Below are 21,961 nucleotides of genomic sequence, written 5' to 3' on the forward strand. Positions count from 1 at the left end.
CCACCCCTCCGGGACGTGGGCGGCTCCGGTCAGTGACGCCGCCGTGGATCAAGACAGTACCGACGGGTAACCCCAGCGAACGGCGGCGAACGGTCCCAAGTCCGAAAGAACGCTTGGACCGATCGTCCAACCCCCTACACCGCCAGCGTCAGCTGGACCGCCCGGTCGTGCACGACGTACCCGAGTTCCTCGTAGAGCCGCACCGCGCTCGTGGTGTTGTCCACGTCGACGTCCAGGCCCGCCGCGACCATCCCGGCCGCCTGGAACGCGGAAAGGGCTCCGGCCAGCAACGCCCGGCCGAGGCCCCGCCCCCGCCAGGCGGGCCGCACCCCGATCTTGTCGGTCCAGCCGACCGGCCCTGGATCCCCCTCGGCCGGGCCCGGCTCGCTGTTCAGCACGTACCCGGCCACCTCACCGTCCCCGGTGACGGCGACGAGACTCCAGGCGGGCCGGAACGTCCGGTGGCCGGTCTGCCAGTGCCGCCAGCTGGCCAGCGGCCACGGCTGGAACATCCAGTGCTCGGCGAACGCCTCGTTGTGCGCGGCGAGCACGAGCTCGTCCAGGTCGAGCCGCCAGGGCACGAGCCGCACCCCCGCCGGGACCGGGGGCCGGGGCAGCGGCCCGGTGGCCGCGCCCAGGTCGCGACGCATCCCCGCGAAGTACCGGGACGCCTCGAACCCCAGCCGCCGGGCCAGCCGTTGCACCCCCGGGGACTCGTTCTCCGCCACCGTGAACGCCATGGCCCGGGGCACCACCCGGGCGGACGACGCCCCGGTGAGTTCCGCCCGGCGCTCGGCGACCAGTGCCCGCGCCCGGTCGAGCTGCCAGCGCAGCAGGGACCGGCCGAGGCCCAGCGCGCACCAGTCGGGGTGCACGCCGCCCCACAGCCAGGCGCGTACGAGGTCGTGGTCGCCCGGACGCACCTGGGTGAGGCCGAACGCCCGCGCCGCGCCGTCGTCGTCCATCGCGATCCGGCTGTTCGCCTCCGGCCGGGCCCAGGCCGGGCGCAACTCGTCGTGCAGCTCGGCGGCCGTGAACGCCCGCCCGCCACCGTCGGCCGCCCGCAGGGCGCCCAGCAGCTCCCACCAGGCCGGCACGAGGTCGGGGGTGAGGGGGTGCCAGGTGAGTCGTCGTCGACCCGCCCGCTCCGGCAGCACGCTGCAACCCTCCGAGGCGCCCTCAGATGTCGATGCGTTCCCGGTCGAGCCGGGCCGCGCCGTCCACGATGAAGTCCTTGCGCGGCGACACGTCGTTGCCCATCAGCAGCTCGAAGACCCGCTCCGCAGCGGCGACGTCGCTCATCCGGACCCGGCGCAGGGTGCGGTGCCGCGGGTCCATCGTGGTCTCCTTGAGCTGGGCCGCGTCCATCTCGCCGAGACCCTTGTACCGCTGGATGTTCTCCTTCCAGCGGCGCCCCTTCTTCTCCAGCCCGGACAGCAGCCGGTGCAGTTCGGGCTCGGAGTACGTGTAGACGAACTCGTTCTTGGCCCGGCCCTGACCGATCACCTCGACCCGGTGCAACGGCGGGACCGCGGCGTAGACCCGGCCGGCCTCGACCAGCGGGCGCATGTACCGGAAGAACAGCGTCAGCAGCAGCGTGCGGATGTGGGCGCCGTCGACATCGGCGTCGGTCATCAGGATGACCTTGCCGTAGCGGGCCGCCTCGAGCTCGAACGTGCGCCCCGAACCGGCCCCGATCACCTGGATGATCGCCCCGCACTCGGCGTTCTTCAGCATGTCGGCGATGGACGCCTTCTGGACGTTGAGGATCTTCCCGCGGATCGGCAGCAACGCCTGGAACTCGCTGTCCCGCGCGTCCTTCGCGGTGCCGAGGGCGCTGTCCCCCTCGACGATGAACAGCTCGGAGCGCTCCACGTCCTCCGAGCGGCAGTCCTTCAGCTTGGTCGGCAGCGAGGAGGTCTCGAGCGCGTTCTTGCGGCGCTGCGTCTCCTTGTGCTGGCGGGCCGTGACCCGGGTGCGCATGGCCCCGACGACCTTCTCCAGCAGCAGCGCCGACTGCGCCTTCTCGGTGCGCTTGGTCGAGGTGAGCAGCGCGGTCAGCTCGCGGTCGACGACCCGGGACACGATGCCGCGCACCGCGTTCGTGCCCAGCACCTCCTTGGTCTGCCCCTCGAACTGCGGTTCCGCGAGGCGGACCGTGACGACGGCCGTCAGGCCCTCGAGCACGTCGTCCTTCTCCAGCTTGTCGTCCTTGGCGCTGAACTTCAGCTTCCGCGCGTTCTCGGTGACGACGGCTCGGAACGACTTCAGCAGCGCCGCTTCGAACCCCGAGATGTGGGTGCCGCCCTTGGGCGTGGCGATGATGTTCACGAACGAGCGGACCTCGGTGTCGTAGCCCGTGCCCCAGCGCAGGGCGACGTCGACCTCGCACTCGCGCTCCACGTCGGTCGGGGTCATGTGCCCCCGGCTGTCGAGGACGGGCACCGTCTCGGTGAACTTGCCCGTGCCCTGCAACCGCCAGACGTCGGTGACCGGCGGGTCGGTGGCCAGGAACTCGGCGAACTCGCCGATGCCGCCCTCGTGCCGGAACTTCTCCTCGTGCACGCCGGAGCCGTCGAGGTCGCGCTCGTCCCGCAGGACGATCTCGAGCCCGGGCACCAGGTACGTGGTCTGCCGGGCGCGGGTGACCAGCTCGTCGTACGAGAACGCCGCGTCCTTCAGGAAGATCTGCCGGTCGGCCCAGTAGCGCACCCGGGTGCCCGTGACGCCGCGCTTGGCCCGGCCGGCGATCTCGAGCACGGACCCGTCGACGAACGGCGTGAACGTCGCCTCGGGGCCCTCGCCGGCGAACGTGCCGGGCTCACCGCGGCGGAAGCTCATCCGGTGGACCTTCGAGCTGCGGTCGACCTCGACGTCGAGCCGGGCCGACAGCGCGTTGACGACGCTGGCGCCGACGCCGTGCAGGCCGCCCGAGGCCGTGTAGGAGCCACCGCCGAACTTGCCGCCCGCGTGCAGCTTGGTGAAGACCACCTCGACGCCGGTCAGCCCCGTCTTCGGCTCGACGTCGACCGGGATGCCGCGCCCGTCGTCCAGCACCTCGACCGAGCCGTCGGCCCGCAGCACGACCTCGATCCGGTTGCAGAAGCCGGCCAGGGCCTCGTCGACCGAGTTGTCGATGATCTCCCACAGGCAGTGCATCAGCCCGCGCGAGTCGGTGGAGCCGATGTACATGCCGGGGCGCTTGCGGACCGCCTCGAGCCCTTCCAGCACAGACAGGTGCCGCGCCGTGTAGTCGGACGACGCGAGCTGGCTGGGTTGTACGGCCACGGGCTGAGCACTCCTCGATGGGACGTTTTGGGGGGCTGAGGGCAGATTACCTGGCAGATCGGTCAACCAGGGGTCGGCACGCAGGCAACACGCAGGCAACCGGACGACGGTGTCGTGCGTCTGTACGAGTGCAGGGGGTGCTCACCGAAACCACCTGTGAGTGACTACGCGGACAGCGAACGACCCGTTAACCGCGGGCCGGGAAGCGTTCGGGCTGGTTCACTGTTTCGGAAGGTGCATCACCGATGTCCGTTCCCTGAGGAGGTAACCATGGCCGCAGCCATCGCCCCCGAAGCTCTGACCGCAGCCGACCGCTGCGACCGTTGCGGTGCACGGGCCTACATCCGGGTGACCCTCCCGGGTGGTGGTGAGCTCCTCTTCTGCGCTCACCACGGCCGCACGCACGCTCCCGCGTTGGAGGCCGTCGAGGCCACGATTCAGGACGAATCGTCCGAACTCGCCGAGAAGACGCCCGCCATCGCCCCCGACGGTGAGCACTGACCGAGCCCGCTCCGTAGACGACGCCCACCCGTACCGATGACGCTCTGGACCGCCCTCGCGGCGGTGATGATCGCCGTCGGGCTGGTGGGCGTCGTCGTTCCCCTGCTGCCCGGCCTGCTACTGGTCTGGGCCGGTGTCCTGGTGTGGGCCGTCGCGCTGGGCGAGCCCGTGGGCTGGTCGGTGCTGGGCGTGGCGACCGTCCTGGTCCTGATCGGCTCGGTGGTCAAGTACCTCGTGCCCGGACGGCGGATGCAGGCGGCCGGGGTCCCCGGGCTCACGCTGTTCGCCGGGGCCGCGCTCGGCGTCATCGGCTTCTTCGTGGTCCCGATCGTCGGGCTGCCCCTCGGCTTCGTGCTGGGCGTCTACCTGGCCGAGCTGGGCCGGGTGGGGTCCGCGCAGGCCTGGCCGTCGACGGTGCAGGCCCTCAAGGCCGTGGGCCTGAGCATGCTGATCGAGTTCGTCACCGGCCTGCTGGTCACGGTCGCCTGGATCGGCGGGGTCCTCGCCAGCTGAGGCTCACTCCGCCCGCAGGACGTCGGCGAGCCGCATCCGCGCCGCCCTCCGGCCCGCGGGCAGGGCCGGGAGCAGCACCAGGAGCAGGCTGCCGCCCACCACCAGACCGGTCGCGAGCGGGGCCGCGGCCGCGCGGTAGACCAGGGGCGTCACGTCGCTGACCAGGCGCCACGACATCCGCCCGACCGCGACGCCGATCGGCAGCCCGGCCGCGAGACCGACCAGCCACATCACGCCCGCCTGGAACGCGGCCACCGCGCGCACCTGGCGGCCCGTCATCCCCAACGCCCGCAGGACGGCGAACTCGCCCCGCCGGCGGCGCGCCGAGACCAGCAGGGCGTGGGCCGTCGCGGCCAGGGCCAGCAGCCCGAGGAAGCCGCCCAACGCGATCGGCAGCACCCGGAGGTTGGCCAGTTCCAGTTGCCGCGGGATCGGCACCGCCGTGTCCAGGAAGAGGAACTCGCTGGAGCGCAGGGGGGCCATCACCGAGCGCAGCCGAGCGGCCACGGCCACGGGGTCGCGGCCCGGTCGGACGGTGATCAACGCCTCGCGGTTGAGGAACGCCCGGTTCAGGCGCCAGAACCCCTCCGGGGACACCCACGCGCCCGTGTCGTACTCGTTGTAGCTGGTCTGGGGCACGAAGCCGACCCCGCTGACGACGGCGTCGACCGTGCCCCGTTCCCCGCTGAGCCGGACCCGGCCCCCGACGTCGACGCCGAGCCGACGGGCGGTCGCCCGCCCGAGGACGACCTGCCCGGGGTCGGTGGCCGGATCGCCACGCAGCACCGTCATGTGGGCCGGGGCCGTGGCGTAGACGGTCAGCGTGCGGTCGGCGCCCGGGGCCGAGGACAGGGCGGGGAGCTGGACGGGCGCGAGCAGCACGTCGACGGCGGACGTGACGTCCGGGTCGGCCCGCACCACCTGCATGGCACCCGCCACGTCGGAGATCTCGTCGTCCTCACCGAGCATCCCCAGGGCGAGCACCAGCTGGTACCCCTGCCCGAACCGTTCCGGGGCCGACCGGGCCGCATCGATCGCCGCCCCGAACGTGACGGCCGCCGACACTCCGAGCACCCCCACCACGGCACCGGCCAGCGCGGTCCGCACCGGGGCCCGGCCCGGCCCCGGTTCGAGGGCGTGCCGGACGCCGACGGCGACCGCCAGGGGCAGCCGGGCCCGCGACGCCGCGACCGCCACCACCGATCGCCGCCCGGCCGGGTCCGGGCGCCGGGCGAGGGACAGCACGCACGACAGCACGGACCAGCCGACGACCGCGGACCCCACCAGCAGGGTGCCGACCCCCAGCAGCAGCGGGTCGGCGTGCGGGCCGGGGTCCGGTTCCAGGGTCGCGGCCACGCCGAACGAGTTCCACGGTGACACCGCCACGGCGACCAGCAGCCCGGCGAGCGTCCCGAGCACGCCCGCGACCGCCGTCCCCAACGATCCGACCAGAATCGCCTGCCGGTGGGCCGCGCCCAGGGCACCCAGCAGCCGGACGTCGTCCAGCAGGGCCGCCGTCTGGCGGGAGACGGCGGTGCCCACCACGACGACCGCGGCGAGCAGCACCGACCCGGCGAGGCCGAGCGCGCAGGCCGCCTCGAACCGGGTGACGTCCCGCAGGTGCTGCAGGACCGGGGTGCGGGGGCTGACGTCGGCGAAGCCCACCCCGGCGGCGGCCAGCTGGGCGCGGAAGGCGCCGAGGTCGGCGTCCCCGTGGACGAGGCGTACCAGGCCCCACTTCTCGCCGTCGCGGTTCGCGCCCAGCACGTTGCGCTCGTAGGTCTGGGCCAGCGCCTGGGATGGGAAAAGCCTTCCGGGCCGACCGGTCTCGTCGCGCAGCCAGGGTGACCGGACCACGCCGACGACCCGGGTGCGCACGATCGGGCCGTCCGGCGCGGGGCGCACGGTGGTGTGTACGCCGCTGATGCCGGTGTCGACCTGGAAGTCCGAGAAGAGGCGCACGGTGACGACGTCGCCGACGTCCTGGCCGGTGTCGCGGACGAACCCCTCGGTCACCACCGCCTCGTCGGGCCGCGCCGGGTCGGCGAGCCGCCCGCGCAGGACGACGGGCCGCTCGACGGTGCGCATCGCGTCGTCGTCGAGCGGCAGGTAGGCCTGCACCGGGTCCTGCGCCGAACCGTCCACCGAGAACCCCGAGTAGCCGGGGAACGTCGACACGGCCGCGACCGAGGGCAGGTCCCGGATCATCGGCCAGTAGTCGATCTCGCCGTTGGTGTTGGTGCGCACCACCGCGGTCGCGGGCAGGGTGCGGGCCACGAGCCGGTCGACGGCGGTGTCGGCCCGCCGGGCCGAGTCGAGCGCGGTCAGCAGCGCGCCCGTGCTCAGCGCCACCAGCACGGCGAGCAGCACCAGCTGGGCCGCCCGCCGGCGCGCGTCGAGCCGGAGCCACTGCCACGCGAGGGTCACGGCGCCATTCCACCGCGCCCCGCGCGTCGCGACCAGACGGCTAGGACGACGACCCGCCGGGTGCTAACACCCCCTGCGCGTGGTGCCGGGCCAGGTTCCAGGTACGCCACGTGTCGGGCAGCCGCTCGTACGAGTCGCGCAGGTGGGCCAGCACGAGTTGCCTTTCCGCGGGCGGCAACTCGCTCAGCGCGGGGGCGGCGTCGGCAGACAGGGCCGCCAGGTACTCGACGTCGATCGCCTCGGCCCGGTAGCCGGACTGCTCGTAGCGGTGGACGTCGGCCCGGGCCACCATCGCCTCCGGGTTCACCAGGGCCAGACACAGCAGCCCGGCCCCGGCCGAGCCGATCACCAGCCTCGGCGCGAGCCCGGTGCGGCGGGTCAGCCAGAGCACACCGAGGCCGAGAAGGGCCACCACGAGCCAGATCTCGAAGGCGGCGGCGTTCACCCGGCGGACCGTCCAGCCGTAGGCGTCGTCGTACAGCCACAGCCGGCGCAGCGCCGAGGCGGCCAGCAGCAGGATGAGCGCCAGCAACGGGCCACCGGCGGCGGCGAGCAGCCGCCGGTGCCCGGCCCCGGCCCGACCGGCCCAGGCCAGCAACGCCACCAGGATGAGCGTGACCACCGTGAGCTGGCCGAACCCCTGGCGGGCCCGGTCGGCGTACGTCAGTCCCTCCTCGCGCAGCACCGTCTCGGCGGCGCCGCCGAACAGGGCGGTCACCTGCACGACCAGGAACAGCGCCAGGACGACGCCCGCCAGCACCAGCGGCAGCAGCCACTCGGCCGGGTGGCGGGGTTGGTCGTCCGGACCCGCCGTCGGGGCGAGCCAGCGGCGGCGGACCCGGTGGGCTCCGGCGTAGCCGCCGGCCAGGGCCAGGCCGGTCGTGACCACGAAGGTGATCGCATAGGCCGGCACCTGCCCCACGTCCACCGACGGCCAGAGCCGGTCGACCAGGCGCGCGAAGACGACGTCCGCACTGGCCAGGAGCGCACCCACCACGAGCACCACGACGGCCCCGAGCAGAAGCCCGCGGGCCCAGGCCCGGGCCGCGCGGCCCGACGGGCGCGGCAACGACGGCACCTCCTCCTGCACCGACGTCAGCACCCAGCCGGGCGTGCGCAGGCCGGCCCAGGCGATCAACGGCCCGGCGAGCACGATCGGGGCCAGCCGGCGCACGTCGAGCTGCACGACGGCGACCAGACCCGCGGCGGCCAGCAGGCAGAGGACCGCCAGCCAGTCCGCCGCGCGCAGCGTCGGGATCAGCAGCAGGCCGGCGGCCACCGCGACCGTCGCGGCGTTGACCCGGCCGAACGGCCTGCCGTCGGCCCGTCCCCTCCGCCGGGCCGACAGCAGGCCGGGCACCGCCAGGGCGGCGGCGCTGAGCGTGACGCCGATGCCGATCCGGTCGGCGTTCGGCAGCAGGACCGTCGCGACGCCGCCCGCCGCCACCCCGGCGATCATCACCGCCGGTCCGGCCGCCCGTCCGGCGGTGAACGGCTCCGTCACCTGGTCGACCGTGTACGCGTACCCGCTGCGGTCACCGACCCCTGTGTTCGTTCCCGTCGTCATGGGTCTGACGCTAGGAGGCGGCTGTGGATCTCCCGGGCGCGCGATCTGGAGATTCTGTGGAGATCGGCCGGGAGATGGGCCGGGAGATGGGCAGTTCCACCCGTACGCGGCAGCCGGGGGCGGTCGGGTCCGCCTCCTCGACCGGGACGACGGCGATCGTGCCCCCGTGCAGGGCCACCGCCCAGCGGGCGATCGCGAGGCCGAGCCCGGTGCCGCCGTCCCGCCGTCCGGGCGCCCCCGCGGCCCCCGGCAGCGGGAACTCGCCGGTCCCCCCGCGGAACCGTTCGAACACCGTCTCCCAGCGGTCGGCCGGGATGCCCGGGCCGTCATCGGTGACGTCCACGACGACGTGGGCGCGCCTCACGCGCGCCTCGACCGTGACCCGGCCGGTGGCCCCGGCGTGCCGGGCGGCGTTGTCGAGCAGGTTGAGCACGACCTGGGCGAGCCGGTGCCGGTCGGCGTCGACCGTCAGGTCCGCCGGTTCGACCCGGACGGCGATCGTCGGGCCCGGGCGGGCCAGCCGCACCTGGGCGGCCACGGACTCGGCCAGCTCGCGCACCGGCACCGGTTCGTAGCGCAGCCGCACCGCGCCGCCGTCCACCCGGGCCAGGTCGAGCAGGTCGTCGACGAGCCCGCCGAGGGCCTCGACCTGGCCCAGCAGGTCGGCGAGGGCGTCGGCGTCGGGCGGGCGGACGCCGTCCACCAGGTTCTCCAGCTGCGCGCGCAGCGCGGCGACCGGGGTACGCAGCTCGTGCGAGACGTTGCCGAGCAGCTCCCGGCGCTGGCTGTCGACGGCGGCCAGCCGCCCCGCCATGTCGGTGAACGCCCGGGCCAGTTCGCCGACCTCGTCACGGCTGCTCGCCTGGATCGGCGGCATCGGTTCGCCCTCTGCGAGTTCCCTTGTCGCCCGGGTGATCTGACGCAGCGGGGCGGTCATGCCGTGAGCCAGGACCCGGGTGATGACGAGCGAGACGACCACCGCGACGGCGAGCCCGTAGCGCACCCGCCAGCCCAGAACGACCACGCCGAACCACTCGAACGCGGCGATCAGGAACCCCGAGGCGACGATCAGCACCCCGAGCTTCGCCTGGATCGAACGCAGCGGGTCGAGGGGGCGCAGCGCGTCCCACAGCCGGGCGAGTCGCTGCTTCACGGTGACCACCTCACGGCGCCTGCTGCAGCGCGTACCCCACGCCGTGCACGGTGCGGATCCGGTCGCCACCCACCTTGCGGCGCAGCGCCTTCACATGGCTGTCCGCGGCGCGCAGGCCGCTGCCGGGGGCCGGCGCCGACGAGTCCCAGTCCCAGACGTCGGCCAGCAACTGCTCGCGGGTCACGACGTGTCCGGGCCGGCGGGCGAGGGCGTGCAGGAGGTCGAACTCGGTGCGGGTCAGGTGCACCTCGACGCCGTCGCGCTCCAGCCGCCTGGACCCGACGAACAGCCGCAGGCCGCCGCCCAGGTCGAGCGTCCCGTCGTCCACCGGGCGCCGGGCGAGTAGGGCGGCGCGCTCGACCCGGCGCAGGAGAGCGCGCACGCGGGCCACCAGTTCCCGCGGGCTGAACGGCTTGGTCAGGTAGTCGTCGGCGCCCACGCCCAGGCCGATCAGCCGGTCGGTCTCGTCGGCCCGGGCGGTGAGCATGATGACCGGCACCGGACGCTCGGCCTGGACCCGGCGGCAGACCTCGAGCCCGTCGAGCCCGGGCAGCATGACGTCCAGGACGACGGCGTCGTAGGGGGTGGCGCTCGCCCGCTCGACGGCGGACAGCCCGTCGTGCACGGCGTCGACGGCGAACCCCTCGCTGGACAGCCGCCGGGTGATGGCGTCGGCGATCACCCGGTCGTCCTCGACGACCAGGATCCGCTGCTCCCCCACGACTACCGGGCCGGACTCAGTCCAGGTAGTCGCGCAGGACCTGGGACCGGCTCGGGTGGCGCAGCTTGGACATCGTCTTCGACTCGATCTGGCGGATCCGCTCGCGCGTCACACCGTAGACCTTGCCGATCTCGTCGAGCGTCTTCGGCTGGCCGTCGGTGAGGCCGAACCGCATCGAGACGACGCCGGCCTCGCGCTCGGACAGGGTGTCGAGCACCGAGTGCAGCTGCTCCTGCAGGAGCGTGAAGCTGACCGCGTCGGCCGGGACGACGGCCTCCGAGTCCTCGATCAGGTCGCCGAACTCGCTGTCGCCGTCCTCACCGAGCGGGGTGTGCAGGGAGATCGGCTCGCGGCCGTACTTCTGCACCTCGATGACCTTCTCCGGGGTCATGTCGAGCTCCTTGGCGAGCTCTTCCGGAGTGGGCTCGCGGCCCAGGTCCTGCAGCATCTGCCGCTGCACGCGGGCCAGCTTGTTGATGACCTCGACCATGTGCACCGGGATGCGGATGGTGCGGGCCTGGTCGGCCATCGCGCGGGTGATGGCCTGGCGGATCCACCAGGTCGCGTAGGTCGAGAACTTGTAACCCTTGGTGTAGTCGAACTTCTCGACCGCGCGGATCAGACCGAGGTTGCCCTCCTGGATCAGGTCCAGGAACTGCATGCCGCGGCCGGTGTACCGCTTGGCCAGCGAGACGACCAGACGGAGGTTGGCCTCCAGCAGGTGGTTCTTGGCGCGGCGGCCGTCCTCGGCGATCCAGAACAGCTCACGGCGCAGCTTCTGCTCCAGCTTCTCGCCGGAGTTCAGCTTCTCCTCGGCGAACAGGCCGGCCTCGATGCGCTTGGCGAGCTCGACCTCCTGCTCGGCGTTCAGGAGGGCGACCTTGCCGATCTGCTTCAGGTAGTCCTTGATCGGGTCGGCGGTGGCGCCGGCCGTGACGACCTGCTGGGCGGGGGCGTCGTCGTCGTCGTCCGACAGGACGAACGCACCCTCCTCCTCCTTGGGCTTCTCGGCCGCAGCGACCGGGGCCCCCTCGGTCTTCGCCGCGGCGTCGCCGGACTCCTCCTCGTCGGAGTCGCCGTCCTCGGCGCTCTCCTCCGCCGCGACCTCCTCGACCTCGACGTCCTCGATCTCGACCTCTTCGCCCTCGATCTCGGTGCCGTCCGGCTCCTGGAGCTCGGCGTCCGCGTCCTCGTCGGTGGCCTCGGCGTCCGACGCCTCGGCCGCGGAGTCGGAGGTCTTCTTGGCGGCCGTCTTCTTGGCGGCGGTCTTCTTCGCGGTGGTCTTCTGGGCCGGCTCCGCCTCGGCGGTGGCGGCGGCCTTCTTCGCCGGCGCCTTCTTGGCCGTGGTCTTGGCCGTGGTCTTCGTCGCGGCGGCCTTGGTGGTCTTCGTCGCGGACCTGGTCACGAGGTCCCCCTCAGCGTCGTTCTGGTCGGCGGGCTCGTCGGTCGGATCGGGTACGGCCTGGACGGCGGGACGCTTGGTCGCGCCGGCCCGGGCGGTCGTCGTGGTCACCCGCGAGGTCGCCGCAGCGGCGACCTTACCGGTGGCCGCGTGCGGCACCTCGATGGTGACGCCGAGGTCGTCGAGCGCCCTCAGCACGCCACGCATGCGGTTCATCGGGACGTCGGCCTGCTCGCAGGCCTCCCTGAGCACGATCGCGTCCACGCTCCCCCGCGTCTTCGCGAGCCGGAGCAGGTCCTGCAGAGCGGGATGCCCGAACTCGGGCGGAAGCGGACGGGAGGTCGGAACCGACGACACTGACTACCTTTCGTCGAGCACAGCTGTTGGAGCAGATGAAAGTCGGCGCGCGGGCAGCCAGACGCAGGACTCAACGCCGGGCACGGCTCAAACATGCCCGTATTGTCGTCCGCAATCCACTGTCACACGCCGGTCAACCATTCATTGTGGCACGTCCCCAGGGTTGTCACGTACCGGAGGGCCCTGTACGTGCCCTATGTCCCGCCCTACGTCCGCGTGGCCGGGCCGGCTACGCCGGGGTCGCGGCCGCCTTGGCCGCGGCCTTCTTCTGCTTCTTGTAGTCGCGGACCCTGGTCAGCGACTCGGCGTCGACGACGTCGGCCACGGAGCGGTACCCGGGCAGCGCATAGTCGCCCGCCGCCGCCTCCCAGCCCTCCGGCCGGACCCCCAGCTGCTTGCCGATCAGCGCGACGAAGATCTTCGACGTCTGCGGGCCGAAGGCCGGTAGCTGCTTGAGCCGCTTCAGCAGGTCGTCACCGGTCGTGGCCTCGGTCCAGATCCGGGCCGGGTCGCCGGCGTAGCTGTCCTCGACGAGGGTCGCGAGCTTCTGGACGGCGGTGGCCTTGGCGGCCGGGAACCGGTGGATGGCCGGCGGGGTGCGGCAGAGCTCGGAGAACCTCTCCGGGTCGGCCGCCGCGATCGCGCCCGTGTCGAGCGTCCCGAACCGGGTCAGGATCTTCCAGCCGCCGCGGAAGGCGTGCTCGATGCCGTACTGCTGGTCGAGCTGCATCCCGATGACGAGGGCCAGCGGGTACTCGTCGAGGACGGCGTCGGCCTCCGGCAGGCCGGTGATCTGGAAACCCATGGCGGCATCCTGCCCTGTCTCAGAGCGCCTCGCGGGCGCCGGCCGGGACACCTTCGTCGGCGGGAATGCTCACCCGGACGCCCTTGACCGCGAGCACCGGGCAGGACGCCTCGAGCAGGATGCGCTGGGCCGAGCTGCCGAGGATCAGCTTCCCGGAGCCCGAGCGCCGCCTCAGGCCGATGACGATGAGCTCGACCTGGGGGTCGTCCGCGACCTCGAGCACCTGGTCGGCGAAGTCCATCTGCGGATCGGAGGGCTGGACGGTGCAGGGCAGGTCGGCGGCACCAAGCTCCGCGAGCAGGCTCAGGATGTCGCCGGCGGTGACCGGGGCCGGCTCCGCGACCAGAGGGTTGGGGCGGGCCTGCGAGACGACCACGACGAGGTCCGCCGAGCGCATGGCGCACTCCGCGACGGCCCGTTCGATGGCGGCCCTGCCCTCGGGGGTTGGCGCGAATCCGACCAGAACCGACATGAAGCACCTCCCGCCCCTGAAGCTACCCCAGGAACAGGTCGCGGTCACGGTGGCTGCGAGTGGCCAAGTACCGTGGCGGCATGAGTGCCGGTGACGGGAACGCCTGGGTGCACTGCCACCTCGGGCACCGGCACTGGGGCCGCTACGGCGCGGCCGGTCTGGTGCTGGTGCGCGGGGCTCGCGACGAACCGGCGCCGCGCCAGATCCTGCTGCAGTTGCGGGCCGCCTGGACGCACGAGGGCGGTACCTGGGGTGTACCCGGCGGGGCCCGGGACTCGCACGAGTCGATCGAGACCGCCGCCGTGCGCGAGGCGGAGGAGGAGGCCGGGCTGGACGGCGCAGCCCTGAAACTCCCCGAGAACCCGCTGCTGGTCGGCACCGACCACGGCGAGTGGTCCTACACGTACGTTCTCGCCTTCGCCCCCGACGACCTGACGATCGGCCCGCCGACCCAGGAGAGCGAGGCGCTGGCCTGGGTCGACCTGGACGCCGTCCCGGGTCTCGCGTTGCACTCGGGCTTCGCGGCCACCTGGCCCGCCGTCCAGTCCTGGATCACGACCCCCTGACGCTCATACTCCCGGAAGCCACCGTTCGAGAGGCTATTTCGCGGCCTAGGGGGTGGTTAGCGGGAGCATGAGCGCTCAGAGCAGTTCGCCGAGGACCTTGCCGACCTGCTCGGTCTCGACGAGGAACCCGTCGTGCCCGTACGGCGAGGAGATCAGCCGCATCCCGGTGCAGTGCCGGATGCCGGCGGCGATCTCGGCGTTCTGGTCGGGCGGGTAGAGGCGGTCGGAGTCGATGGCGGCCACCGCCGTCCTCGCCGTAACCCGGGCCAGCGCCGCGGCGACGCCCCCGCGGCCGCGCCCCACGTCGTGGCTGCTCATGCCCTCGGTGAGCACGAGGTAGGAGTTCGCGTCGAACCGGTGCACCAGCTTCTCGGCGTGGTGGTCGAGGTACGACTCGACGGCGAACCGGCCGCGCCCGCCCAGCGGGTCCTCCCCCGGCTGCGGGCGGCGCCCGAAGCGCAGGTTGATCTCGTGCTCGGTGCGGTAGGTGACGTGCGCGATGCGGCGCGCGACGCCCAGGCCCAGGTGCGGCCCGGTGCCGGGCGCACCGCCGTAGTAGTCGCCGCCCCGGTAGGCCGGGTCGGCCTTGATGGCCGCCAGTTGCGGTGAGCACCAGGCGATCTGGTCGCCGGAGGCGGCCGCCGTGGTGGCCAGCAGGAACAGTCGCTCGACCCGGTCGGGCTGCATGACGGCCCATTCGAGGGCGCGCATGCCACCCATCGAGCCGCCGACGACGAGCGCCCACCGGTCCAGACCGAGCGCATCGGCCAGCCGCACCTCGGCGGAGACCTGGTCCCGCACCGTCAGGTACGGGAACCGGCTGCCGTACGGGACGCCGTCCGGGGCCGTGGAGGCCGGGCCCGTCGTGCCCTGGCAGCCGCCGAGCACGTTGGGGGCCACGACGAACCAGCGGTCGGTGTCGAGGGCGCGGCCCGGCCCGATCAGCTCGCTCCACCAGCCGGGGGTGGGATGCCCGGGGCCGGCGTCACCGGCGACGTGGCTGTCGCCGGTCAGCGCGTGCAGCACCAGGACGGCGTTGTCACGGGCCGGGGACAACTCGCCCCACGTCTCGTACGCCATCCGGACCCCCGCCAGCCGGCCGCCACGCTCCAGGCCGATGTCGCCGACGTCCACGAACTGCCGGTGCCCGACCTCGTCACCCTCGAACCAGGCGCCGGACGCCGGTGGAAGCACGACGGGGTACCCCGTCCCCGGGTTCTCACCCGGGGACGGGGTCTCCGCCTCAGCCGCTGACATGCGTGGTGTACTCAGCCTTCTCGCTCGGACAGCGCGCTCAGTCGCCCTTGGCGGCCCGGAAGCCCGCCTCGAGGTCGGCGATGATGTCGGTGACGTTCTCCAGGCCGACCGAGAGGCGGACCAGACCGGGCGTGACGCCGGTCGCGGCCTGCTCCTCGGGGGTGAGCTGGCTGTGCGTGGTGCTGGCCGGGTGGATCACCAGGCTGCGCACGTCACCGATGTTGGCCACGTGGCTGTGCAGCTCGAGGGCGTCGACGAACCGCTTGCCGGCCTCGACCCCGCCCTTGATCTCGAAGGCCAGCACGCCACCCGCACCCTTCGGCGCGTACTTCTGCGCGTTGGCGTACCAGGGGCTGGACGGCAGGCCCGCGTAAGAGACCGACTCGACCTCGTCGCGACCCTGCAGCCACTCGGCGACGGCCTTCGCGTTCGCCACGTGCCGCTCGATCCGCAGGCTGAGCGTCTCCAGGCCCTGCGCGATGAGGAAGGCGTTGAACGGCGAGACCGCCGGGCCCAGGTCGCGGATCAGCTGCACCCGCGCCTTGAGGATGAAGGACAGGTTGACGCCGAAGATGCCGTTCGCGCCGAGCGTCTCGGCGTAGACCAGGCCGTGGTAGCTGGGGTCGGGCTCGTTGAAGCCCGGGTACTTGGCCTGGTCGGCGCCGAAGTCGAACTTGCCCGCGTCGACGATCACGCCGGCGATGGCCGCACCGTGACCGCCCAGGTACTTCGTGGCCGAATGCACGACGATGTCGGCGCCGTGCTCGATCGGGCGGATCAGGTAGGGCGTGGCGACGGTGTTGTCGACGATCAGCGGGACGCCGGCCTCGTGCGCCACCCCGGCGACGCCCTCGATGTCGAGCACGTCCTGCTTCGGGTTGGAAATGGTCTCGGCGAAGAAGGCCTTGGTGTTCGGCCGGACGGCCGCCTTCCACGACTCGAGGTCGTCGGGGTTCTCCACGAACGAGACCTCGATGCCCAGCTTCGGCAGCGAGTAGTGGAACAGGTTGTACGTGCCGCCGTAGAGGCTGGGGCTGGAGACGATGTGGTCGCCGGCCTGGGCCAGGTTGAGGATGGCCAGGGTCTCGGCCGCCTGGCCGCTGGCCACCAGCAGCGCGCCGACGCCGCCCTCGAGGCTGGCGATGCGCTGCTCGACCACGTCGGTGGTCGGGTTGTTGAGGCGGGTGTAGATGTTGCCGAGCTCCGCCAGCCCGAACCGGGCCGCGGCCTGGTCGGTGCTCTCGAAGACGAACGAGGTGGTCTGGTAGATCGGCAGGGCGCGGGCCCCGGTGGTGCCGTCTGCCGTCTGACCGGCGTGGATCTGCCGGGTTTCGAAGGACCAGCCGTCGGACATGGGTGTCTCTCCTCCAGGTCAGGGGCACGCCAGGCGTGCCCGCGCGGGCAGGGCCCGCAGCCGACGCGTCGACGGGGAGTCGACCGCGCTTGCCGCCGCCCTGGGATGCGCCCGGGACGGCGACCAGGTCATCACCCGGGGCACCCCACCGCGGAAGGAGGGTTGCCGGCCAGCTAGCCGGGGCTTGTCGCTGGCACTCATGACCGTGGGCACAGGATAACCAACCCCGCGCCCCTGCGGAACCGTGCCTTCCATTGTGCACCAGACAGGTCGATATTTCACCCGTGTTTCTCCTGGGTGTTCGGGCCCGAGCGGGCCCTGGATGTCGCCGGGGTCACACCCGGCCGGGTGACCCACGCCGGCGGCAGCCACCCGGGGGCCGTACCGGTCAGCAGCAGCTGGCCGACGAGGCGGGCCAGCGACTGCCCGGGCCGGTCGGCCAGGGCCCGTTCGACCAGGAGCCGCGCCCGGGTCGTGTCGCCCTGGTACCAGGCGTGCAGGGCCAGGACGGCGAGCGCCCCGCCCCGCGCGCCCGGCGCCGACCGCCGGGCCACGGCGGCCAGGACGACGCGGCTGCGTTCCAGCAGCGCCGCCCGGTGCTCGGTCTCCGGGTCCAGCGCCAGCACCCGGTCGTACTCGGGCCCGCCGCCGGACGTGAGGAAGCCGTCCCAGCCGTCCTCCGAAAGGTGCAGACCGGCGCGGACGACGTCGCGGTCCCCGCCGAGCCCGGCCAGCACCACCGCGTCGCGCAGCCACGGATCGTCCAGCGTGGGCCCGAGCGCCGCGACCTCCCCGTCGCCCAGCTGGTCCGCGTCGAAGGCGGCCGCCCACCGTTCCCACCACCCGAGGCGATCGGCGACGGTCCACGGCCCCGGGTCCTCCGCAGGCGCACCCGCGAACGGCTCGGGCTGGACGTCGTCCAGCAGCCCCTCCATCGAGGAGACCAGGGCCCGGCCGGCCACCGTGAACGTGGCTGCCGCCCGGCTGGTCTCGATCTCGGCGATCGGGAAACCCGCCGCGGGACAACACGTCCGGTCCCGGCAGTCGAGCGAACGGTACGAGTCCCGCCCGACGCCGATCACGTCCATGACGGACCCGCCCAATCGACGTACCTCGTCTCGCAGCTGAGCGACCCGCACCGACGGCCGCGACCCCGGCGCCCGACCGGGCCGGGCGTCGAACAGGTCGGCCTGGAAGAGCATCACCAGCACCCGGACCGCTCCGGCGGCCCGGATCGGCTGGTACAGCTGGCGGATCAGCTCACGGCGGCCGGGCAGGTCCGGCGGGACGTCGCCGCGCAGGGTCAGCCCCAACCGCCCCTTCGGCTCGTGCACGGCCACCATCACGAGACTCTCGGCGGGCTTGTAGCCCAGCCGGTACCAGACCGCGGCCACCGCATCGGCCGGCCCGGAACCGGACAGCACCACGTCGTACTCGAAGTCCTCATCGGGCCCCGGCCCGGGTTGCATCGCACTCGACGTCATGCCGAGCAAGCCTGGCCCGGATCGACCCGCGACGCGGGCGTGCACCCGAGAACCTGTGCACAACCAGCCGTTTCAGGGCCTGTGAATTACAGGACGAGCACGGCTCAGTAGTCGCGGAAGCAGGGCCCACCGGACAGCTTGGCCAGGCCGCGTAGGTCACCCGGCGCGTAGTCGGCGGGCGTGCCGTCGGGCCGGGGGTTCATCAGCGAGTCGTCGTCGTTCTCGTGGTCGAGCCCGGCGAGGTGCCCGAACTCGTGCCGGACCACGGCCTCGACCCGCGCCGAACCGTCGTCCCAGGTGGCGATCTGGGCCAGGTTCTCGCGGTTGAGCAGCACCACGCCGGTGACGTAGCGCCGCTCACCCGGGTCGTTCCCGCCGATCGACTCCGGGCCGCCGAGGCCGGCGAACCCGGCCATCGAGGGGAACTCGGTCGGGTCGGTGAAGGCGATCAGGACGGGCGACCAGCGGTCGCCGTACCGGGCCCGGTCCATGGACGGGCGGCCGGTGCGGGGAGCCTCGTCGGTGGTGCCGTCGGAGGTGAAGCGCAGGCCCGTGACCTGCTCGAGGCGGGCGATCGCGGACCGCACGGCCGCGAGACCGCCGGGCGGGGCGCCGTCCGGGCGGATGACGTAGTGGATGGGGCGGCACGGGTCCCAGCGCACCGGGGTGCCGGACCCGTCGTCCTCGAGCTCGAGGAACCGGTACCCGCCGCTTCCCGAGGGCGCGGCCAGGGGCACGGCGAGCGGTGCGCGGGCGGCGTCGGCGGGCAGCGCCGGGCGGGCCCAGCGACCGGCCAGCGTGCCGGCCCACGGGCCGTGGCCGCGGCCTGCGGCCACCCCGCACAGCAGCCCGGCCAGGACGGCCGCGACGAGCAGGGCGACCAGCAGCACGGGACGCCGGGAGGGCGTGTTGACGGCCACGTGCCGGGGCTGCGGGAGCAGCCGGACGACGTCCCCGGAGCCGACCGACACCTGCGACTGGGCAGCGTCGACTCCAGGGCCGGGGTCCAGGCTCACAGGAGCCCCGTCGACCGCTCTCCCCCGCGGCTACAGCCGGGTTACCCCGTTCGGAGCAACGCGTCAGCCGCAGACGGTGGCGTCCCCGCCGGCCCGCTTGGCCCGGTACATCGCCTCGTCGGCGGTGCGCAGCCACTGGTCGGTGACGATCGGCCCGTTCCGGACCACCACGCCGATGCTGGCCGTGATGCCCGGGGCGCCGATGCGCTCGGCGCAGGCCCGGACCCGCTCGCGCAGCCGGTCGGCCAGCGCCACGGCCCGCTCCTGGTCGAGCACGGCGATGACAACGAACTCGTCGCCGCCCCACCGGGCCACGATGTCGTCCTGCCGGGCCGCCGTGCGCAGCTCCCCGGCCACCTCCCGCAGCACGCCGTCCCCGACCAGGTGCCCGCTGGAGTCGTTGACCTCCTTGAACCCGTCGAGGTCGATGAGCAGCAGGGCGATCGCGTCGGGCGAGGGCCGGGCCGCGGCGTCGGCCACCGCGCCGATCGCGCCGCGCCGGTTGACCAGCCCCGTGAGCGCGTCGCTGGCCGCCTCCCGGGCCAGGATCCGCCGTTCGTCGGCGTTGCGCAGCAGGGCCACCCGGGCCCGGAACAGGGCGCCGAGCAGGGTGATGTCGGTGTCGGTGCGCTGCTCGCCCAGGCCCAGGTAGTCGGCGGTGGCCGACCCGGGGCGTTCGGCGTCGGGGTTCTCCGCCCGCATCAGCTCGTAGCTGAGCATCAGCCGCTCCCCCGACAGCCCCCACGCGGCCCGCGCCGAGGCACCCACCCGCGCGGCGGCGTCCCGTCCCTCCCGCAGGGCCTCGGCGGCCCGGCCGAGCCGGCACAGGGCCCGGACGACGCCCGCCACCCAGAAGACCTGGGCGGAGGTGGCCTCGGGGCCGAGGTCGAGGACGTCGGCCAGCCCGCGTAACCGGCGCAGGCCGGACTCGGCGTCACCGGTGGCCGCCTCGGCGAAGGCGTGCAGCACCTCGGACTCGACCGTGACGACCTGGTAGCCGCCGTGCGCGGCCAGCTCGCGCGCGCGGTCGATCTCCACCAGCGCCTGGCGCAGCAGCAGCCGGTCGATCGCGTACGGCGGACGGCGGGAGACCTCCATGGCCTGGCCGGCGTGCTCGAAGGCGAGGTTACTGAGGCGCGAACTGCGTTGCGGCAGGCTGAGTTCCGGCTCGACGGAGGCCAGCCGCCGTTCCAGCCGGTCGGCCTCCTCGCCCACCCCGCAGTGCCGCAGGGCCACGGCCAGCGCGCCCAGCGCGGCCTGCACGTCCGGCTGCGAGAGGTCGGTCAGCGTCGACTCCATGGCCATCGCCCGGGCCAGCTGTCCGATGGCCTCCTCGAGGCGGCCGGCGCGGCGCAGCAGGTCGACGAGCACGGCCCGGCCGCGCAGGCCCGCGGCGTCGAGACCCGCGGTGCGGCAGTGGCCGACGAGGGCCCGGCACGCCCGGATCGCCCCCGGCAGATCGTCGAAGGCGATCAGGCACAGGGCCCGCGCGTACATGGCCTGGGCGCGGTCGCGGGGGTTCGGGTCGAGCGACAGCAGAGCCTCGACCTCGCGCAGCACGGCCGCGGCGTCGCCGTCCTGGGCGCGGACCACCCAGTCGGCCCCGAGGTTGCGCACGACGGGGGCGCCGTCGAGGCGGTCGTCGCCGACGGCGACGGGCACCGCGCCCAGCGAGCGCAGCGAGTGCTGGTCGGCGCCCAGCGAGCGCAGCGAGTGCTCGTCGGTACCCAACGAGCGCAGCGAGTGCTCATCAGGAGAGTCGCTCTCGCCCACGCTCATCACCCCCGACTGGGACGCATCGCCAAACACGCCCCGTATCGAAATGGTCCCACTCAGCCACGATCACTGCACAACCCGATCAACTGAGACAACCGTCACCGACGGCGACGATTGCCCATGATTGGCCATGATTGGTCGCCAGATCCTTACCCACTTCCGTCCCGCGTGACACAGAACTCCAGTTACCCGGGGGTATGGCGTGAGGGTGCCCCGGCCGATGACAATGCACGAGAAATCCCTGACGCCCCGTGCAGAGGTCGCCCGTGCCCAGTCGTTCCCGTCCCGCCGCCCTGGCGCCCGTCGGCGACGACGTGCTGCCGCAGCGGGAGTACCGCACGGTGCACGGCTACCGGCGGGCGTTCGTGCGCGCCGGCTCGGGCGACCCGGACGCCCCGGTCCTGCTCCTGGTGCACGGCATCGGCGACAACAGCGACACGTGGCGGGACCTCATCCCGGTGCTGGCCCGCGACCACACGGTGATCGCCCCCGACCTGTTGGGGCACGGCCACTCGGACAAGCCCCGGGCCGACTACTCGGTGGCCGCCTTCGCCAACGGCCTGCGGGACCTGATCGGCGTCCTGGGGCACGAGCGGGTGACCGTGGTCGGGCACTCGCTGGGCGGCGGGGTGGCGATGCAGTTCGCCTACCAGTACCCGTCGTTGTGCGAGCGGCTCGTCCTGGTCAGCACGGGCGGGGTCGGCCGCGAGGTGCACCCGGCGCTGCGGCTGGTCTCGATGCCGAACGCGGACGCCGGGCTGCTCCTCCTGCGGCTGCCCGGCTCGCAGCTCGTGGGCCGGCTGGGCGGTGCGCTGCTGCGCCGGCTGGGCACGGACATCGGGATCGACGCGGCCGACCTCCTGCGGGTCTTCGAGGCCATGCCCGACGCGACGTCCCGGACGGCGATCGTGCGCACCCTGCGCGCGGTGGTCGACTGGCGCGGGCAGATGGTGACGATGCTCGACCGCGCCTATCTGGCCCGCAGCATGCCGGTGCTGCTGGTCTGGGGTGACCGCGACCCGATCATCCCGGTCCGGCACGCGCACGTCGCGCACGCGGCGATGCCCGGCAGCCGGCTGGAGATCATCGAGGGCGCCGGACATTTCCCGCACCACACCGAGCCGGCCGTCTTCGCCACCCTGCTGGCCGAGTTCCTGGCCGAGACCGACCCGAGCGACCACGACATGGAGCACTGGCGCGACCTGCTGCGCCGGGGCCGCCCCGACGAGTACAGCGACGCGCGGGCCGCCCTGACGGAGGAGACCATCGACGCCGCCACCCGTAGCGCCACCTGACCTCCCG

Annotated in this window: 18 protein-coding genes and 1 riboswitch; of the genes, 4 read left to right on the forward strand and 14 right to left on the reverse strand. The window is 73.3% G+C overall.

The genetic code is table 11. The features are described from left to right. Positions 1-134: 134 nt before the first annotated feature. Together ACIB24_RS10800 and ACIB24_RS10805 are read right to left on the reverse strand one after the other, a co-directional pair. On the reverse strand, positions 135-1,157 hold the full coding sequence (locus tag ACIB24_RS10800) for a GNAT family N-acetyltransferase (RefSeq protein ID WP_398279454.1): 1,023 nt from the start codon (positions 1,155-1,157) through the stop codon (positions 135-137). 22 nt (positions 1,158-1,179) lie between these two features. Then, entirely contained in the window at positions 1,180-3,288 is a 2,109-nt protein-coding gene (locus ACIB24_RS10805; RefSeq protein WP_398279457.1) for a type IIA DNA topoisomerase subunit B, read from the reverse strand. 270 nt (positions 3,289-3,558) lie between these two features. Between ACIB24_RS10805 and ACIB24_RS10810 the strand changes: the two genes are divergently transcribed. Then, on the forward strand, positions 3,559-3,789 hold the full coding sequence (locus ACIB24_RS10810) for a DUF7455 domain-containing protein (protein WP_398279460.1): 231 nt from the start codon (positions 3,559-3,561) through the stop codon (positions 3,787-3,789). Positions 3,790-3,825: 36 nt separating this feature from the next. Then, positions 3,826-4,302, forward strand: a complete 477-nt coding sequence (locus ACIB24_RS10815; protein WP_398279463.1) for a DUF456 domain-containing protein — start codon at positions 3,826-3,828, stop codon at positions 4,300-4,302. Positions 4,303-4,305: 3 nt separating this feature from the next. On the opposite strand, the gene ACIB24_RS10820 is transcribed toward ACIB24_RS10815, so the two are convergent. From ACIB24_RS10820 to ACIB24_RS10850, 7 genes are all read right to left on the reverse strand, one after another. Continuing rightward, the gene (locus tag ACIB24_RS10820; protein ID WP_398279466.1) at positions 4,306-6,729 is read right to left on the reverse strand and encodes an ABC transporter permease; all 2,424 of its coding nucleotides are present in this window, start codon (positions 6,727-6,729) and stop codon (positions 4,306-4,308) included. Positions 6,730-6,769: 40 nt separating this feature from the next. Continuing rightward, the gene (locus ACIB24_RS10825) at positions 6,770-8,296 is read right to left on the reverse strand and encodes a DUF4153 domain-containing protein (protein ID WP_398279469.1); all 1,527 of its coding nucleotides are present in this window, start codon (positions 8,294-8,296) and stop codon (positions 6,770-6,772) included. A 10-nt stretch (positions 8,297-8,306) separates the two neighbouring features. Further along, positions 8,307-9,449, reverse strand: a complete 1,143-nt coding sequence (locus tag ACIB24_RS10830) for a HAMP domain-containing sensor histidine kinase (protein WP_398279472.1) — start codon at positions 9,447-9,449, stop codon at positions 8,307-8,309. A gap of 10 nt (positions 9,450-9,459) precedes the next feature. Next, a complete protein-coding gene (locus ACIB24_RS10835) occupies positions 9,460-10,170 on the reverse strand; it encodes a response regulator transcription factor (RefSeq protein WP_398279475.1) in 711 nt (236 codons plus the stop codon). 16 nt (positions 10,171-10,186) lie between these two features. After that, a complete protein-coding gene (locus ACIB24_RS10840; RefSeq protein WP_449619055.1) occupies positions 10,187-11,836 on the reverse strand; it encodes an RNA polymerase sigma factor in 1,650 nt (549 codons plus the stop codon). Positions 11,837-12,158: 322 nt separating this feature from the next. Next, positions 12,159-12,734: an HhH-GPD-type base excision DNA repair protein gene (locus ACIB24_RS10845; RefSeq protein ID WP_398279480.1), complete on the reverse strand. Its 576-nt coding sequence runs from the start codon at positions 12,732-12,734 to the stop codon at positions 12,159-12,161. Between the two features lie 19 nt (positions 12,735-12,753). Further along, a complete protein-coding gene (locus ACIB24_RS10850) occupies positions 12,754-13,206 on the reverse strand; it encodes a universal stress protein (protein WP_398279483.1) in 453 nt (150 codons plus the stop codon). 80 nt (positions 13,207-13,286) lie between these two features. On the opposite strand from ACIB24_RS10850, the gene ACIB24_RS10855 reads away from it, so the two are divergent. Beyond that, positions 13,287-13,772 carry an NUDIX domain-containing protein gene (locus tag ACIB24_RS10855; RefSeq protein WP_398279486.1) on the forward strand — a complete coding sequence of 162 codons (486 nt, stop codon included), beginning with the start codon at positions 13,287-13,289 and terminating at the stop codon, positions 13,770-13,772. Positions 13,773-13,847: 75 nt separating this feature from the next. Here ACIB24_RS10855 and metX read toward each other — a convergent pair whose 3' ends face one another. From metX to ACIB24_RS10880, 5 genes are all read right to left on the reverse strand, one after another. Further along, positions 13,848-15,029, reverse strand: coding sequence for a homoserine O-acetyltransferase MetX (gene metX / locus ACIB24_RS10860; RefSeq protein ID WP_398279489.1), 1,182 nt, complete (start codon positions 15,027-15,029; stop codon positions 13,848-13,850). A 37-nt stretch (positions 15,030-15,066) separates the two neighbouring features. Continuing rightward, a complete protein-coding gene (locus ACIB24_RS10865; RefSeq protein ID WP_398279492.1) occupies positions 15,067-16,383 on the reverse strand; it encodes a bifunctional o-acetylhomoserine/o-acetylserine sulfhydrylase in 1,317 nt (438 codons plus the stop codon). Between the two features lie 80 nt (positions 16,384-16,463). After that, positions 16,464-16,588: riboswitch (SAM riboswitch) on the reverse strand. 73 nt (positions 16,589-16,661) lie between these two features. Further along, a complete protein-coding gene (locus tag ACIB24_RS10870; RefSeq protein WP_398279495.1) occupies positions 16,662-17,867 on the reverse strand; it encodes a DUF4192 domain-containing protein in 1,206 nt (401 codons plus the stop codon). Between the two features lie 104 nt (positions 17,868-17,971). Continuing rightward, positions 17,972-18,883, reverse strand: coding sequence for a matrixin family metalloprotease (locus ACIB24_RS10875; protein WP_398279498.1), 912 nt, complete (start codon positions 18,881-18,883; stop codon positions 17,972-17,974). Positions 18,884-18,946: 63 nt separating this feature from the next. Beyond that, the gene (locus tag ACIB24_RS10880) at positions 18,947-20,656 is read right to left on the reverse strand and encodes a diguanylate cyclase (protein WP_398279501.1); all 1,710 of its coding nucleotides are present in this window, start codon (positions 20,654-20,656) and stop codon (positions 18,947-18,949) included. Between the two features lie 269 nt (positions 20,657-20,925). On the opposite strand from ACIB24_RS10880, the gene ACIB24_RS10885 reads away from it, so the two are divergent. Next, positions 20,926-21,954, forward strand: coding sequence for an alpha/beta fold hydrolase (locus ACIB24_RS10885; protein WP_398279504.1), 1,029 nt, complete (start codon positions 20,926-20,928; stop codon positions 21,952-21,954). The last annotated feature ends 7 nt before the right edge of the window (positions 21,955-21,961 follow it).

Source organism: Spongisporangium articulatum (genome assembly GCF_044465595.1).
GTDB lineage: Bacteria > Actinomycetota > Actinomycetes > Actinomycetales > Kineosporiaceae > Spongisporangium > Spongisporangium articulatum.